Source organism: Streptomyces sp. NPDC001450 (assembly GCF_053597295.1).
Genome location: NZ_JBSFHY010000040.1, coordinates 32919 through 48934, shown reverse-complemented (window position 1 = coordinate 48934; position 16016 = coordinate 32919). Strand labels below are relative to the sequence as shown.

The 16016-nt window shown below is 71.0% G+C and carries 11 protein-coding genes; 4 read left to right on the top strand and 7 right to left on the bottom strand.

Translation table 11 applies throughout. From position 1 onward, the window contains the following. Positions 1 to 4: 4 nt before the first annotated feature. The 5 genes from narH to ACWC5O_RS34630 all read right to left on the bottom strand — a co-directional run bounded on the left by narH (position 5) and on the right by ACWC5O_RS34630 (position 8087). On the bottom strand, positions 5 to 1600 hold the full coding sequence (gene narH / locus ACWC5O_RS34650; protein ID WP_450583122.1) for a nitrate reductase subunit beta: 1596 nt from the start codon (positions 1598 to 1600) through the stop codon (positions 5 to 7). Next, the gene (locus ACWC5O_RS34645) at positions 1600 to 5295 is read right to left on the bottom strand and encodes a nitrate reductase subunit alpha (protein WP_450583124.1); all 3696 of its coding nucleotides are present in this window, start codon (positions 5293 to 5295) and stop codon (positions 1600 to 1602) included. The genes narH and ACWC5O_RS34645 overlap by 1 nt, the downstream gene beginning before the upstream one ends. Positions 5296 to 5403: 108 nt before the next feature. After that, positions 5404 to 6225, bottom strand: coding sequence for an SAM-dependent methyltransferase (locus tag ACWC5O_RS34640; protein ID WP_450583126.1), 822 nt, complete (start codon positions 6223 to 6225; stop codon positions 5404 to 5406). Positions 6226 to 6239: 14 nt separating this feature from the next. Next, complete coding sequence (locus tag ACWC5O_RS34635) at positions 6240 to 7142, bottom strand: helix-turn-helix domain-containing protein (protein WP_450583127.1); 903 nt, start codon at positions 7140 to 7142, stop codon at positions 6240 to 6242. 96 nt (positions 7143 to 7238) lie between these two features. Beyond that, on the bottom strand, positions 7239 to 8087 hold the full coding sequence (locus ACWC5O_RS34630; RefSeq protein WP_450583129.1) for a helix-turn-helix domain-containing protein: 849 nt from the start codon (positions 8085 to 8087) through the stop codon (positions 7239 to 7241). A gap of 68 nt (positions 8088 to 8155) precedes the next feature. On the opposite strand from ACWC5O_RS34630, the gene ACWC5O_RS34625 reads away from it, so the two are divergent. From ACWC5O_RS34625 to ACWC5O_RS34615, 3 genes are read left to right on the top strand one after another with little or no spacing between them, the layout of a single operon-like run. Next, complete coding sequence (locus tag ACWC5O_RS34625; RefSeq protein WP_450583130.1) at positions 8156 to 9232, top strand: ADP-ribosylglycohydrolase family protein; 1077 nt, start codon at positions 8156 to 8158, stop codon at positions 9230 to 9232. A gap of 48 nt (positions 9233 to 9280) precedes the next feature. Then, a complete protein-coding gene (locus ACWC5O_RS34620) occupies positions 9281 to 9586 on the top strand; it encodes a 4a-hydroxytetrahydrobiopterin dehydratase (protein WP_450583132.1) in 306 nt (101 codons plus the stop codon). 5 nt (positions 9587 to 9591) lie between these two features. Beyond that, a complete protein-coding gene (locus ACWC5O_RS34615) occupies positions 9592 to 10368 on the top strand; it encodes a class I SAM-dependent methyltransferase (protein WP_450583134.1) in 777 nt (258 codons plus the stop codon). 181 nt (positions 10369 to 10549) lie between these two features. Here ACWC5O_RS34615 and ACWC5O_RS34610 read toward each other — a convergent pair whose 3' ends face one another. Both ACWC5O_RS34610 and ACWC5O_RS34605 read right to left on the bottom strand, forming a co-directional pair. Continuing rightward, positions 10550 to 10906: a hypothetical protein gene (locus ACWC5O_RS34610; RefSeq protein WP_450583214.1), complete on the bottom strand. Its 357-nt coding sequence runs from the start codon at positions 10904 to 10906 to the stop codon at positions 10550 to 10552. A 420-nt stretch (positions 10907 to 11326) separates the two neighbouring features. After that, the gene (locus ACWC5O_RS34605; RefSeq protein WP_450583136.1) at positions 11327 to 14242 is read right to left on the bottom strand and encodes a glycoside hydrolase family 48 protein; all 2916 of its coding nucleotides are present in this window, start codon (positions 14240 to 14242) and stop codon (positions 11327 to 11329) included. Positions 14243 to 14504: 262 nt separating this feature from the next. Here ACWC5O_RS34605 and ACWC5O_RS34600 point away from each other — a divergent pair, with 262 nt between their 5' ends. After that, complete coding sequence (locus ACWC5O_RS34600) at positions 14505 to 15980, top strand: cellulose binding domain-containing protein (protein WP_450583137.1); 1476 nt, start codon at positions 14505 to 14507, stop codon at positions 15978 to 15980. Positions 15981 to 16016: the final 36 nt, after the last annotated feature.

The following is a 16016-nucleotide window of genomic DNA, read 5'->3' as shown; positions in this document are numbered from 1 at the left end:
CCTCCTAGGCGTCGTCCGCTTGGTCCGAGGTCTGCCGCTTGCGCAGCAGGTGGAAGTTCTCGACGGACACCAGCGGCAGCCGTCTGCGGCCGGAGTCCTGCCCGAAGGGGCCGTCGCCGCCCATGCCCGGGCCGCCCTCGCGGTCGAGGCTGCATCCCTCGGGCAGCGCCGACTCCTCCAGCCGGCGGGCGTCGCCGACGGCGGCGGTCGGGATGACGTACCGGTCCTCGTACTTCGCGATCGCCAGCAGCCGGTACATCTCCTCGATCTCGTGCGGCTGCATGCCGACCGCGGCGGCGATCGCCGTGTCCGGTTGCTCGCCGAGGTTGAGCGCGCGCATGTGGGACCGCATCGCCGCGAGCCGCTCCAGCGACGCCCGCACCGGCCGGGTGTCGCCCGCCGTGAACATCTCCGCCAGGTACTCCAGCGGGATGCGCAGGGTGTCGATCGCGCCGAAGAGGTTCCGCGCGTCCTCCCCGTCGTGCCCGGTCTCGGCCAGCGCGTCCACCACCGGTGACAGTGGCGGGATGTACCAGACCATCGGCATCGTCCGGTACTCGGGATGCAGCGGCAGCGCCACCCGGTACCTGCTGATCAGCGCGTGCACGGGGGAGCGGCGGGCGGCCTCGGTCCAGTCGTGCGGGATGCCCGCCTCCTCGCAGGCCTGCCGCACCGCGGGGTCCTCCGGGTCGAGGAAGACGCCCAACTGGGCCTCGTACAGCTCCCGTTCCTCCCGCACGGACGCGGCAGCGGTCACCCGGTCGGCGTCGTAGAGGATCACTCCCAGGTAGCGCAGCCGGCCCACGCAGGTCTCGGAGCAGACCGTAGGCAGCCCGACCTCGATCCGCGGGTAGCACAGGGTGCACTTCTCGGCCTTGCCGGTGGCGTGGTTGAAGTACACCTTCTTGTACGGGCATCCGGTCACGCACATCCGCCAGCCCCGGCACCGGTCCTGGTCGACCAGCACGATGCCGTCCTCGGCGCGCTTGTACATCGCCCCCGACGGGCAGGAGGCCACGCACGAGGGGTTCAGGCAGTGCTCGCAGATCCGCGGCAGATAGAACATGAAGGTCTGCTCGAACGCGAACTTCACCTTGTCCGAGGCCTGTTGGCGTACGCGCTCCACCATCGGGTCGAGGTCGCCGTGAGCCGGTGCGCCCGCGAGGTTGTCGTCCCAGTTCGAGGACCACTCGATCTTCATCGGCTTGCCGTCCAGGGACGACACCGGCCGGGCGACCGGGAAGTCCTCGCCGAGCGGGGCGTCGGTGAGGTTCCGGTAGTCGTACGTCCAGGGTTCGTAGTAGTCCTTGATCTCCGGCAGCCTGGGGTTGGAGAAGATCCCGGCGAGCTTGTGCAGCCGGCCGCCCGCCTTGAGCCTCAGGAAGCCGCGGCGGTTCAGCTCCCAGCCGCCGCGCCACTTCTCCTGGTCCTCGTAGCGGCGCGGATAGCCCTGCCCGGGCCGGGTCTCGACGTTGTTGAACCAGACGTACTCCATGCCCCGCCGGTTGGTCCACGCCTGTTTGCAGGTGACCGAACAGGTGTGACAGCCGATGCACTTGTCGAGGTTCATGACCATCGCGATCTGGGCCATCGGACGCATCAGTACTCGACCTCCTGGCTGCGACGGCGGATCACCGTCACCTCGTCGCGCTGGCTGCCCGTCGGGCCCAGGTAGTTGAAGGCCCAGGACAGCTGGGCGTAGCCGCCGATCAGATGGGACGGCTTGAGGATCAGCCGGGTGAGCGTGTTGTGGATGCCGCCGCGCATACCGGTGGTCTCCGTCTTCGGCACGTTCACCGTGCGCTCCTGCGCGTGGTGCATGTAGACCGTGCCGGCCGGCATCCGGTGCGAGACGACCGCGCGGGCCACGACCACGCCGTTGCGGTTGACGGCCTCGATCCAGTCGTTGTCCCGCACCCCGATGGCGTCCGCGTCCTGCGGGGACATCCAGATGTTCTGGCCGCCCCGGGACAGGGCCAGCATGAACAGGTTGTCCTGGTACTCGGAGTGGATCGACCACTTGTTGTGCGGGGTGAGATAGCGCACCGTCACCTCCCGCTGTCCGTCGGGCCCGAGCCGCGGTTCGCCGAACAGCCGGTTCATGTCCAGCGGCGGCCGGTACACCGGCAGCCCCTCGCCGAGTTCGTGGATCCAGTCGTGGTCCAGGAAGAAGTGCTGGCGCCCGGTGAGGGTGTGCCACGGCTTGCCGTGCTCGGTGTTCAGCGTGAACGCGGTGTACCGGCGGCCGCCGGACTCGCTGCCCGACCACTCCGGTGAGGTGATCACCGGCACCGGCGCCGCCTGCGTGTCGGCGTACGTGACCCGCTTGCCCTCGTGCTCGGCGGCCAGCTGCGCCATCTCCTGGCCCGTGCGCCGCTCCAGCGTGTGGAAGCCCTGGGTGGCCAGGCGCCCGTTGGTGGTGCCGGACAGGGCCAGGACGGTGTTGGCCGCCTTCACCGCCGTGTCCAGGGACGGGCGGCCGTCGGCCGGTCCGCCACGCACAGCGCCGTTCAACTCCCGTAGGTGCGCGACCTCTTCGTCCGGCCGCAGGACGATCCCCTTGGCGGGCAGCCCGAGTTGCTCCACCAGCGGGCCGAGCGCGCCGAACCTGGCGCCGACCGCCGTGTAGTCGCGCTCCACCACGGTCAGGTTGGGCAGCGTCCTCCCGGGCTCGGGGTCGCAGTCCCCGCGCTTCCAGTCCAGGACCACCCCGCCGGGCTGGGCGGTCTCGCCCGGGGTGTCGTGCTGGAGCGGGGTCGCCACCAGGTCCTTGCGGACGCCCAGGTGGTCGACGGCCAGCTCGCTCAGCTTCTCGGCGAGCGCCTTGAAGGCGTCGAAGTCGGTGCGCGCCTGCCAGGGCGGGTCCACGGCCGGCGTGAAGGAGTGCACGTAGGGGTGCATGTCGGTGGAGGACAGGTCGTGCTTCTCGTACCAGGTGGCCGCGGGCAGCACCACGTCCGACAGCAGGGTGGAGGAGGTCTGCCGGAAGTCCAGCGACAGCAGCAGGTCGAGCTTGCCCTCGGGCGCCTCCTCCCGCCAGACCACGTCCCGGGGCCGTTCACCGGGCGCGGCCTGCTCGGCACGCAGCGAGGAGTGGGTGCCGAGCAGATGCCGGGTGAAGTACTCGGCGCCCTTCGCGGACGAGCCCAGCAGGTTGGCCCGCCACAGGGTGAGCACGCGCGGCCAGTTCTCCGGCGCGTCCGGGTCCTCGCAGGCGAACTTGAGTGTACCCGCACGGAGTTCGGCCACCGCCCTCGCCACCGGGTCGCCGAACACCTCGCCCAGATCGAGCGGGTTGCGGTCGAAGGTCGGGTACGACGGCATCCAGCCGGCGCGGGCCGACAGGGCGAGGCAGTCGGCCGCCGTCATCCCCGCGAACCTGCCCTCGCCGAGCGGCGAGGCCAGCACATCGGCGCCGAAGCGGTCGTAGCGCCACTGGTCGGTGTTGAGGAACCAGTACGCGGTGCCGATCATCTGCCGCGGCGGCCGCACCCAGTCGGAGGCGGCGGCCAGCGTCGCCCAGCCGGTCACCGGCCGGCACTTCTCCTGGCCGACGTAGTGCGCCCAGCCGCCACCGTTGCGGCCCTGGCAGCCGGTGAGCTGCAGCAGGGCGAGGAAGGCGCGGTAGATCGTCTCGGAGTGGAACCAGTGGTTGGTGCCGGCACCCATGAGGATCATGCAGCGGCCCCGGGACCGCTCGGCGGTCCGGGCGAACTCGCGCGCGATCTTCACGCACTGGGCGGCCGGGACGGAGGTATGCCGCTCCTGCCAGGCGGGCGTCGCCGGGGAGCGGGCGTCCTCGTAGGAGGCGGGCCACTCGCCCGGCATACCGGGCCGCCACACACCGTACTGCGCGAGCAGCAGGTCGTGGACAGTCGTCACCAGCGGCCCGGCCGCCCCGCCCAGCCGCGTCGCCGGCACACCGCGCCGCAGCACGTCCCCGCGCCCCTGCCCGTGCTCCCCGCCCTCGGTGTCGAACCGCGGCAGCAGCACCTCGACGTTGGCCGCGACCTCACTGCCGTACAGACTCAGCTCCGGCTGCACCGCGCCGAGTTCGAGATTCCACTTCCCTTTGCCCGACTCGGTCCAGCGGAAGCCCAGGGAGCCGTTCGGGACGACCGCCCGGCCGCTCGCCCGGTCCAGGACGACCGTCTTCCACTCCGCGCCCTCGCCGCCCTGCCCGAGATCGGCGGCGCGCAGGAACTTGTCCGGCACGTACGCCCCGTCCCGCTCGCGCAGCGTCACCAGGAACGGCAGGTCGGTGAACTTGCGTACGTAGTCCGCGAAGAACGGTGTCTCCCGGTCGACGAAGAACTCCTTGAGGATCACATGCCCCATGGCGAGCGCCAGCGCGCCGTCGGTGCCGGGGTGCGGGTGCAGCCACTCGTCGGCGAACTTGGCGTTGTCCGCGTAGTCCGGCGCCACCACCACGACCTTCTGGCCGCGGTAGCGGGCCTCCGCCATCCAGTGCGCGTCCGGGGTCCGCGTCACCGACACGTTCGAGCCCCACATCATCAGATAGGCGGCGTCCCACCAGTCACCCGACTCCGGCACGTCCGTCTGGTCCCCGAAGACCTGCGGGGACGCCACCGGAAGGTCCGCGTACCAGTCGTAGAACGACAGCATCGACGCGCCGATCAGCGAGTGATAGCGGGCGCCGGCCGCTTGCGACACCATCGACATCGCCGGGATCGGCGAGAACCCGGCGATGCGGTCGGGGCCGTAGGTCTTGATGGTGTGCACCTGGGCGGCCGCGACGATCTCCACGGCCTCGTCCCAACTCGCCCGCACCAGGCCGCCCTTGCCGCGCGCCCGTTGGTAACGCCGCCGCCGCTCTGGGTCGTTCTGCAGGTCCGCCCACGCCAGTACCGGGTCGCCGAGCCGCTGCTTCGCCTCCCGGTACAGCTCCAGGAGCACGCCCCGGACGTACGGGTAGCGCACCCGGGTGGGGGAGTAGGTGTACCAGGAGAACGCGGCGCCACGCGGGCAGCCGCGCGGCTCGTACTCGGGGCGGTCCGGGCCCACCGACGGGTAGTCCGTCTCCTGCGTCTCCCAGGTGATGATCCCGTCCTTGACGTACACCTTCCACCGGCAGGAGCCGGTGCAGTTCACCCCGTGGGTGGAGTGCACCACCTTGTCGTGGCTCCACCGGTCCCGGTAGAAGACGTCCCCTTCCCGGCCGCCGGTGAGCGTGACGCTGTGCAGGTCGGGCGCGGGCGTGCCCGGCCGGAAGAACCGCCCGGCGCTCAGCAGCGCCGCACCGGGCTCCCTCGGTGGTGTCCGCGTGTCCGTCACGTGTGCTCCCTTGCTCACCCCATGGTTCAGAACCTAGGGGCGGGCAGGGACACCCACCTGTTCAGACCGCCGTACGGGTCATCAGGCACGGACGGTCACCCGTACGGGTCAGGGCTTGCGGGCCACCCCCGCGTACACGGGCACCACGCCCTCCGCCTGCGCCGCCACGTCCTCCGGCTCCGGGCGCCACCCGTGCACGGGGATCACCCCCGGACCGAGGAGTTCCAGGCCGTCGAAGAACCGCCGGAACTCGGGCAGCGTGCGCGGGTGGAAGGGCGTGCCGCTCCTGCGGAACAGCTCGGCGGCCCGGGCCACCCCGTCCGGGCTGAGGTCCTGCGTGACCTGGGACAGGATCAGGAAGCTGCCCGGCGCGAGCCGCGCGACATAGCGCTCGACCAGGCCGTACACGTCGTCGTCGGCATCGGCGCCGTCGCCCAGGTAATGGGTCAGCGCGATCAGGGACAGCGCCACCGGCCGGCCGAGGTCGAGGCTCTCCCCGGCCCGCCGCAGGATCGTGTCGGGGTCCCGGACGTCGGCGTGGATGTACTCCGTGCCGCCCTCGGCGGAACCGTGCAGCAGCGCCTCGGCGTGGCGTAGCACGATCGGGTCGTTGTCCGCGTACACCACCCGGGACTCCGGGGCCGCGCCCTGCGCCACCTGGTGCAGGTTGGGCTCGGTGGGGATGCCGGTGCCGATGTCCAGGAACTGCCGGATCCCGGCCTCGGCCGCCGCCCGCACGGCGCGGTGCATGAACCGGCGGTTGGCGCGCGCCCCGCGCACCACCGTGCCGTCCGCGGCCAGGATCTTCCGGGCCAGCTCCTCGTCCACCGGGTAGTTGTCCTTGCCGCCCAGCCACCAGTCGTACACCCGCGCCGGGTGCGGCCGGCTGGTGTCGATCACGGTGGGTGGCGCGGCGTCCGGTCCGGTCATGCGGTGTGTGCTCCTCAGCTGTTCGCAGGGGTGTCGGAGGTTTCGCGGGGGAGCCGGAAGTTCTCGCGGTACTCCCGGAGCAGCTTCATCGTGCGCTGCGCGGAGGCGGCCCGGGCCGTCATGTGGTCCAGCACCTCCAGATGCGCCGAGACCTCCCGGCGCGAGTCCAGGTACAGGGCGCCGGTCAGGTACTCGGTGAACACCATGTCCGGCAGCTCCGGCTCGGCGAACCGGAACAGTGTGAACGGGGCGTACGTCCCCGGGTGCGGGCCGGACGCGAACTCGGCGAGCTGGAGGGTGACCCGGTCCCGTTCGGCGTACTCCAGCAACCGGTCCAGCTGGTCGCGCATCACCTCGGGCCGGACGCTCACCGGACGCCGCAGCACCGTCTCGTCCATGATCACCCATAGGTGGGGCGGATCGGCCCGCTCCAGCAGCCGCTGCCGCTCCATGCGCAGCGACACATGCCGCTCGACCGTCTCCGGGCCGGTCTGCCCTATCGTCCCGGCCTCCATCACCTCGCGCGCGTACTCCTCGGTCTGCAGCAGACCGGGCACGAAGTGCGGCTCGTAGGAGCGGATGATCCGGGCGGCGCCCTCCAGGCTCACGTACAGGCTGAACCAGTCGGGCAGCACGTCGTGGTAGCGCTGCCACCAGCCCGGCTGGTTCGCCTCCTCGGCCAGCCGCACGAACGCGGCCGACTCCTCCTCGGGCACCCCGTAGGTGGTCAGCAGCACCTGCACGTACGGGATCTTCAGCGCGACCTCGGCCATCTCCATCCGCCGTACGGTCGCCGACGCCACCCGGAGCACCCGGGCGGCCTCCTCACGGCTGAGACCGGCCGTCTCCCGCAGCTCCTGCAACCGCTTGCCGAGCACCACCTGGCCCACGGTGGGCGCAGCCCGCCGCTCACTCACGCCACGCCCTCCCCTACGCGCCGAAGTACGCGGGCAGTCTGTCACGCGACGCCGTTTCGCACACGCTGTCGAGGGGAGTCGGCTCGGGTGAGTTCGTCAACCGGCCAGTGTGTGCAGGTACTTGGTGGTCGCCGGATCCGCGGGCAAGAACGTCTCGATGGCGAGTTCGGCGACCGTGACGTCCATCGGCGTGTTGAAGGTGGAGATCGACGACACGAACGACAGGATCCGGCCGTCGTGCTCGATCTGCATCGGCAGCGCGAAGTACGGCACCGGCTCGGCCGGTTCGTCGCCGGGCGCGTCCTTTGGTACCGGGTAGGCGGCCACCTCCTCGTACAGGGCGCGCAGTTGGTCCGAGCGGTGCAGGGCGATCTCCCGTTCCATCTGCGCCAGCAGGTGCCCGCGCCACTCGCGCAGGTTGCGGATGCGCGGCGCGAGCCCCTCCGGGTGCAGGGTCAGCCGCATCGCGTTCGGCGTGGGCGTCAGCAGCTTCTCGGGGACGCCCTCCAGCAGCATCGTGATGCCCCGGTTGGCGGCCACCACGGTGTACCCGGCGTCGACCACCAGCGCCGGGTACGGCTCGTATCCCTGGATGAGGCGCTCCATGCCGTCGCGCAGCGCGTCCAGCGCCGGGTCGTCCAGCGGGGTCTCCGGGTAGTGCGGGGCGTAACCGGCCGCCAGCAGCAAGGCGTTGCGCTCGCGCACCGGCACGTCCAGGTGCTCGGCCAGCCGCAGCACCATCTCCTCGCTGGGCCGGGAGCGGCCGGTCTCGATGAAACTGATGTGCCGGGCGGAGGAGTCGGCGCGCAGCGCCAGCTCCAGCTGCGAGACCCTGCGCCGCTCCCGCCAGGCGCGCAGCAGCGGGCCGATGCCCTTGTCGGCCTTGTCGGTCCTGTCGGCGGGGGTGGCGGCGGATGCGTTCGGGCCGGTCGCGACAATGGTCATACGGACGACCGTAGTCCAGGAGCCCGCCCGACGACCGCAACCGGGAACCGGAGTTGAGGAGCACCCGCATGAACCAGCCGTGGAAGCCGTCCTGGGAGGCCGCGGCGGTGTACCGGTCCAGGGTCCGCGGCTGTCTGCTCGGCGGAGCCGTCGGTGACGCCCTCGGCTACCCCGTCGAGTTCGCCTCCCTCGACCGGATCCGCGTCTCCCACGGCGAGCGCGGGGTGACCGGCCTCGTCGCCGGCGCGCACGGGGTGGTCGGCCGGATCAGCGACGACACGCAGATGACCCTGTTCACCGTCGAGGCCCTCGTCCAGGCCCACGCCCGCGAGCGGGAGAAGGGGATCGGCGGCGGCTGGGCGCTGCTGCTGCGCCAGGCGTACGAGCGCTGGCTGCAGACCCAGTCGAAGCCGGGCCCCGAGGAGGCCGAACCACAGCCCGCCGGCGGCCTGCTCGCCGAGGCCTGGCTGTACGCCCGCCGCGCCCCCGGCAACGCCTGCCTGTCCGGGGTCGCCCAGATGTACGCGCCCGACCCCCAGCTCCCGCTCGACGGCAGGCCGGGGCAGGTCAACCCGGACTCCAAGGGCTGCGGCGCGGTGATGCGCTCGGCCCCCTTCGGCCTCGTCAACCCCGCCGACGCGGCCTTCGCCATGGCCGCCCGCGGCGCCCAGATCACCCACGGCCACCCCACCGGCTACTACGCGGCGGGCGCCCTGGCCGCGATCGTGGCCCACCTCGTCGCCGGGGAGTCCCTGGAGGGCGCGGTGCTGCGCACCCTGCGGCTGCTGGCGCGCCACCCCGGCCACGCGGAGACCTCGGCCGCCCTGCGCGAGGCCCTCGACCTGGCCGCGGACGGGTCGCCGACCGCGGAGAAGGCCGAGTCCCTCGGAGCGGGCTGGGTCGCCGAGGAGGCCCTGGCACTCGGCGTGTACTGCGCCCTGGCGGAGCCCCGCGTCAAGGACGCCCTGCTGCTGTCCGTCAACCACTCGGGTGACAGCGACTCCACCGGTTCGATCTGCGGCAACCTGCTCGGCGCCCGGCACGGCGACGTCGGCCTGCCCCACGCCTGGGTCGAGCGGGTGGAGGGCCGCGCCCGCATCGCCGCGCTGGCGGACGACCTCGCCGCGGAGCGCGTACGGGGCTGAGCGTGGCAGGCTGAACGCGTACCAGCCCGCCCCGAAGGGAGACCGGTCATGGCCGTCGAACCGCTGTCGCAGAAGGAGATCGAGGACCGGCTGGCCGAGCTGCCCGGCTGGTCGGTGGAGGACGACCGGCTCACCCGCACCTACCGGCTCGGCTCGCACTTCGCGGCCACGGCGCTGGTCGTGCACATCGCCCGGATCCAGGACGAGCTGGACCACCACTCCGACCTGACCCTCGGCTACAACACCGTCTCCCTCAGCGTGAACACCCATAGCGCGGGCGGCGTCGTCACCGGGAAGGACTTCGAACTCGCCCACAGAGTGGAGGACATCGCGCCAGGTCACGGGTCACACTGAGCGGTGTGCTGGACTACGACAAGGAAGCCGACGCCTACGACGCGTCCCGCGGCGGCGAGCCGCGCGCCGAAGCCGCCGCACACGCCGTCCTCGGCCTGATCCCGGACCGGCCGGGCCGTCTCCTCGACGTCGCCTGCGGCACCGGCATCGTCACCCGGCGCCTGGCCGCCTCCCGCCCCGGGCTGCGGGTGACGGGCGCGGACCTCGCCCCCGCCATGGCCCGGATGGCCGCGGCGCGCCTGCCCGGCGCGGTCCTGCTGACCGACACCCGCCGGCTGCCCTTCGCCGACGCCACCTTCGACGCGGTCACCAGCATCTGGCTGCTGCACGTGCTGTCCGACCCCGCCGACGTCCGCGCCGTCGTCGCCGAGTGCGCCCGCGTGCTGCGGCCCGGCGGGGTCTACGTCACCACCGTCGACAAGGCCGCCGCGCACGACGTCGGCAGCGACATCGACACCGTCCTCGCCCCGCGCCCCCGCCGCCCCGCCCGGGACGCCGCCGAAGTCCTCACGGCCCACGCGGCCGAGCACGGGCTGCACCCCGCCGGACAGGCCACTTTCCCCGGCCTCGGCCAGGGCCGCAGCCCCCGCTCCACCATCGCCGACCTGCGGCGCGGCTGGTTCACCGCGCTGCCGCCCGGCGACTCCCGCGTCGACGGCTTCGCCGAGCGGCTGGCGGCCCTGCCCGACCAGGACCGCCGCCGGCCCGACCCGCGGTTCAGCCTGCGCTCGTATCGGAAGCCGACGGCAACTCCCGTGCAGGCGACGGCACCTGACACGTGACCCCGTCCGTCCTCCCCGGGAGGTAGGTCACGTGAACCCCCCGCACCCCCACCGCACAAGCCACAGGTCCGCGCTCGACGCGGCCGTCACGGCGGCCCTGCTCGGCGCCGGTCTGACGGCGCTGTCGACCGGCTCCGCCGCGGCCGCCCCTCGCCCGCCTCCCGAATCGGGATCACCGCCGTCACCTCCTGCCGTTGTCCCGCGACGGCTGTCCTGCGACCTCGCCGCCGGGTGTCAGGGTGAACCGGGTGCCGTCCATCGTCGTCGTGGCAGTCGCCGGCTTGCCGTACGCCTGCATGGTGAACTCCTCCGCCTTGCCCATGTGCAGGTCTGCTTCGGCGGCGTCGCTCCATGAATTGACCCGCACCCACACCGACCAGTCGTTCACTCGTTTCTCTCGCCATGGCCCCCAGGTGTCCTGCGGCAGCAGCCCCGCGCCCCGGCCCGAGAACACGTACCAGGCCACGAGACCGAGCAGGATCACGACGGTCACGAGCGGAAGCGAGATGATCGGGCGACGGATGCGGGAGAGACTCATGACGTTCCTTCTGGGTCGGAGCGAGGGCTTCGCCGCAGACGAGGACGACATTCGGCCGGGGCGCGTTCCAGACGCCGGGGTTCGGAAAGCTCGTCACCTGCGACCAGGTCGCTCCGGAGTCCGTCGACCGCCACAGCCCCTTGCCGCTGGGCGCACCCAGATACAGCACGCTGTCAGCGAGGGTCACCTTGGGGTGGAGGCGGCCAGCGCCAGCACGGCGGTGAGGATGCGGGTTCTTCGCACCGTGGGGGCCTTCCTACAGGAGGAGGGCGTGCGAGCCGGGCGGCCCCCAGTGCGGGTGGGGACCGCCCGGCCGACGGTGCGATGTCGCGCCCCACAGGGGCGCGGGGCTGTATCGACATGCGGCTCCGCCGCGCGGGCGCGACCAGCCACGGACGGCCCGCAGTCTCGCTGTCGGCCCTATTCCAGAAGCTCCGCGTACGAGCCCATGGCCAGGGCGATGTCCGCCTCGGCCCAGAAGCGGTGGTACGTGAACACGGGCGCGGCGCCGCCCTTGAGGTAGGCCTCGATCTTCGACCAGGCCGGGTCGTTCTTGTAGAAGGACCGGATCGAGGAGAACGTCGAGGAGGAGTTGATCGCGTCGCCGTTCGGCATCGTGCCGCTCCAGCCGCTCGGCACGTACACGCTGTCGCCGAACCTGCTGTAGTCGCTGCGGGTCTCGGGGACCGCGATACCGAGGCTGTCCTGGTAGTTGGCCCACATGCCGTCCAGCAGCGCCTTCGCCGTCGACTTGGCCGTCGCGTCACCGGATTTGGCGGCGTAGTAGGTGAGCGTCTTGGCGTAGGCGGCCGTCACGCCGACGTCGTTCGTGTAGTCGGCGACGGTGACGTGAAGTCCGCTGTTGCTGCCGGGACTCGACGCGTTCCAGGTGTCGGGCCGGCCCGACCACTGGAGAGTGGAGGGGATCCGGTAGGTGCCGTCCGGGTTGATCGTGGTCTTGGACAGCGCCCACTTCACCCACTTGTCGAGGACCGCCTTCGCGGTGGCGTTCCCGGTCTGCTGGTAGTACTCGGCGACCCGCTCCATCGACCAGGCCTGGAACCCGAACCACTGGTTCGAGGGCGGGTCGTGGTAGACGGGCTGCCAGTCGTAGTACATGCCGTAGAACGTCGACGTGCCCGTCGGCGGGGTGGCGTACCTGCCCTGCCAGCTGTTGGTCGCACCGCCCGCGATAGCTCCCTCGGACGACTGCAGCCACTGGTAGAACTCCAGCTGCCGCTGCAGCGACTTGCCCCAGTCGGCGGCGCCGGTCGCCGACTTCGGCTTCAGGTCGGCGTACGAGCTGAGCGCGTACGCGGCGAGCGGGTTCTGGTAGCCGCCGTGGACATGGCTGGAGCCGATCCGCCAGGCCCAGCCCGCGCTGGTGTCGGTGGCGCCGCCCCAGGCGTAGTACCAGGACAGCAGGTAGTGCGAGGCGTCCTTGCCGGTGCCGGCCGGGCAGGACGAGGCGCCCACGCAGTTGCCGATCTTCTTGAAGTACTTGTCGTACATCGCGTACCGCAGGTAGTCGCCCATCTTCGCCGCCTTGGCGACCGTCGCGGACACGTCACCGCCCTTGCCCTGCGTCTTCGCCCACACATCGGCCCAGTACGCGGCCTGCACCGCACGCGCGTCGGCGTCCGGGGCGTCCGTGTACTTCCACTGCCTGGCGTAGGAGGAGTCGCCGGTGAACAGGTCCAGGTAGCCGTTGGTGCCGCCGTACTTGAAGGCGTCGCAGGTCGGCTGCGGGACGGTCTCCCAGACCGACTCCTGCGGACCGCGCTGGAAGGTGTTGATGTACGACGGACCGGTGGCCGTCGGCCCCGCCTCGCACTTGCCGGGCTCGTTGCCGTAGCCGTAGACGTTGTCCACGTCCTGGATCCAGTGCATGCCGTAGACGTCGTCCGTGCCGTAGGCCGACTTCAGCTCGCCCGCGATCGGGTCGGAGCCGACCGGCACCGACGTGTCCAGCTTCGCCGGATACTCGTTCGGCGTGTCCTGCTCCGGGGCGTATGTCGCCGGCTTCGAGGCGTTGTAGAAGGAGTTCGTCGGCTGGTCGGCACGGGTGGGGATCATGTACTTCTCCATGAGGTCCCACGCGCCGTTGAACTTCGACCAGTCGCCCGTGACCTTGCCGTACATGGCCTGCAGCCAGAGAAGGTAGCTGTAGGCCTCCGACGTGGTCTCGTGGCCCTGGTCCGGGGCCTCCACGATCAGCGTCTCCACCGAGTGGTACGGGATGCCCTCGGGGGAGAAGTAGCCGTTCGCCGGGTTGGTGATCTTCCCGTACAGGTCCAGGAAGCGGGCGTCGTAGGCCTTCGTCGCGGTCAGCTCGGTCACCGTGACCGTCGCCTTGGTGTGGCCGGTCGCCGAGGCCGTGAAGGTGGCGCTTCCGGTGCCGGAGGCGTCGGCCGTGACGGTCACCGGCTGCGCGGTGCCCCAGTTCGACGGGGTGAAGGTGAGCGAGGAGCCGTCGGTGACGGACAGCCCGGTGTTGCCGTCCGTGCGGGCCACGCTCACCGTCACGTTCGCGCTCGGCTGCGTCGAAAGCTTCACCGAGAACGAGCCCGTCCTGCCCTGCTGGATGCCCAGCTGGGTCGGCGAGGCCACGACGGCGGGTCCCGAGGCGACCGTGATGCCGACCGGTGTGGACTCGGCGGAGGCACCGAGGCTGTCGTACGCCTTCGCCACCAGTGAATGACTGCCCACGGTCAAACTGGAGACCGAAAGCGAGTACGGAGCGCTCGTGTCGGTGCCGAGCAGCGTGGTGTCGTCGTAGAACTCCACCTTGCTGATCGTCGCGTTGTCGGCCGCCGCCGCGGTCGCCGCGAGCGGCACCGCGTCCCCCTGTGTGTAGACCGCGCCCGCGCTGGGGCTGGTCAGCACGGTGACCGGCGGCTGGTGTGCGCCGGCGCAGGGCGTGCCGTCGACCGCGAAGGAGGTGGGGGCGGCGTTGGCACCGCTGTAGGTGAACTGAGCCCCGGTGGACACCGCGCCACCGGCAGCGATCGTGCCGTTGTACGAGGCGTTCTGCACGGTGATCGTCTGGCCGGACTGGGACCAGGTGCCGTTCCAGCCGTTCGTCAGCTTCTGGTTGCCCGTGTAGCCGTAGGTCAGGGTCCAGCCGTCGATCGCGGCCGTGCCACGGTTGGTGATCGTGAGGTCGGCCGTGAAGCCGGAACCCCAGTCGTTGGTCTTGTAGTCGACGCTGCACTGAACGGTCGCCGCGTGCGCGGCCGTCGTGCCGGTGGCGAGCATCGTCAGGGGCAGGGCGAGCGCGGCCAGCGCGGCGGTCCACCACCGCCGTGCGGCTCTGCGTCTGCGTCCGGGATCCATGTGCTGGTTCCTCCTTGCGGCTTGCGGCTCGGATAAGAAGTCAAGGCTTGAACCAGTGGGAGCGCTCCCATAGTGCGGACGAGGGTAAGAGCGGTCAAGGTGTTTGAAGAGTCGAAAAGATTCGACGTACTCGGTTGAGGAGAAGTCAAGCAACTCCCCTGGGCAATCAAGCCACTTGCCGCTACCTTCCTTCGCACCAGTGGGAGCGATTCCATTCAGTCGACGCGTCCGTCACGGCGCGTCAAGCTGCAAGGAGTCGCTCATGCGACACCCCCCGCGTTCAGTACTTTTAGCCGTCGCCGGTGCGGTCGCGCTTCTCGCAAGCGTGGTCGTCCCGGTGGTCACGGCCGAGGGAGCCACGCCCGCGTGCACGGTGGAGTACGCCGTCACCAGCCAGTGGGACACCGGCTTCCAGGGCTCCGTGAAGATCACCAACAACCGTGCAGCGCTGACCGGTTGGCAGCTCGGCTTCGACTTCGCGAGCGGCCAGGAGGTCACCCAGGGCTGGAACGCCAAGTGGTCCCAGTCCGGCACCACCGTGACCGCCGTCAACGAGAGCTGGAACGGCGCCCTCGGCGCCGGCGCGAGCGTCAGCGCCGGGTTCCTCGGCTCCTGGTCGGGGAGCAACGCCGTACCGACGACGTTCAAGCTCAACGGCACCACGTGCAACGTGGATTCCGACCCGACGACACCCCCGCCGACCGATCCGCCCCCGTCGGCCGGCACCGCGCCCGCCCTGCACGTCTCGGGCACCAAGCTCGTGGACACCGCCGGCACGTCCCGCCGCCTGCTCGGCGTGAACCGCTCCGGCGGCGAATTCATGTGCGTGCAGGGCTACGGCATCTGGGACGGCCCGGTGGACGACGCGGCGATCAAGGCGATCGCCGACTGGAAGGCGAACGCCGTCCGCATCCCGCTCAACGAGGAATGCTGGCTGGGCCTTTCCAACATCAAACCCGAGTACGGCGGGGCGAACTACATCAACGCCGTCAAGGACCTGGTGGCCCGCGTCGAGGCGCACGGCCTGACCCCGGTCCTCGAGATGCACTGGTCCCACGGCCAGTACACCGGCAACTCCTCGGGCTGCTCCGACGTACACGCCACCTGCCAGAAGCCGATGCCCGACATGCAGTACGCCCCGTCCTTCTGGGCATCGGTGGCCGGCACCTTCAAGGACGACCAGGCGGCCGTGTTCGACCTGTTCAACGAGCCCTACCCGGACCGGGCGACCTCCAGCACGACGGACGCCTGGAAGTGCTGGCGGGACGGCGGCACCTGCCCCGGGATCTCGTACGAGGTCGCCGGTGTGCAGGATCTCGTCGACAGCATCCGCGGTGCCGGGGCGGAGAACGTCATCATGGCCGGCGGGCTCGCGTACTCGAACGACCTGAGCCAGTGGCTGACCTACAAGCCCACCGACCCGACGGGCAATCTCGCCGCCGCCTACCACGTCTACAACTTCAACACCTGTGCGAGCGAGAGCTGCTGGAACTCCACGCTCGCCCCGGTCGCGGCCCAGGTGCCGCTGGTCGCCGGCGAGATCGGCGAGAACACCTGCTCGCACGGCTTCGTCGACCAGGTCATGAAGTGGTTCGACGACCGCGACCTGTCCTACCTCGGCTGGACCTGGAACACCTGGGACTGCTCCTTGGGCCCGTCCCTGATCACCGCCTACGACGGGACACCCACCGCGTACGGCATCGGGCTGCGTGACCATCTGCGCGCCCTCAACCCGTAAGCCCCGGGCAAGACTCACGGAAGAAGGAAACCCGCA

What these genes read in the sequence shown, in the direction of transcription:
- narH (WP_450583122.1), bottom strand. Translation starts at nt 1,600, where the DNA reads ATGCGTCCGATGGCCCAGATCGCGATGGTCATGAACCTCGACAAGTGC.
- ACWC5O_RS34640 (WP_450583126.1), bottom strand. Translation starts at nt 6,225, where the DNA reads ATGACCGGACCGGACGCCGCGCCACCCACCGTGATCGACACCAGCCGG.
- ACWC5O_RS34630 (WP_450583129.1), bottom strand. Translation starts at nt 8,087, where the DNA reads ATGACCATTGTCGCGACCGGCCCGAACGCATCCGCCGCCACCCCCGCC.
- ACWC5O_RS34625 (WP_450583130.1), top strand. Translation starts at nt 8,156, where the DNA reads ATGAACCAGCCGTGGAAGCCGTCCTGGGAGGCCGCGGCGGTGTACCGG.
- ACWC5O_RS34620 (WP_450583132.1), top strand. Translation starts at nt 9,281, where the DNA reads ATGGCCGTCGAACCGCTGTCGCAGAAGGAGATCGAGGACCGGCTGGCC.
- ACWC5O_RS34610 (WP_450583214.1), bottom strand. Translation starts at nt 10,906, where the DNA reads ATGAGTCTCTCCCGCATCCGTCGCCCGATCATCTCGCTTCCGCTCGTG.
- ACWC5O_RS34605 (WP_450583136.1), bottom strand. Translation starts at nt 14,242, where the DNA reads ATGGATCCCGGACGCAGACGCAGAGCCGCACGGCGGTGGTGGACCGCC.
- ACWC5O_RS34600 (WP_450583137.1), top strand. Translation starts at nt 14,505, where the DNA reads ATGCGACACCCCCCGCGTTCAGTACTTTTAGCCGTCGCCGGTGCGGTC.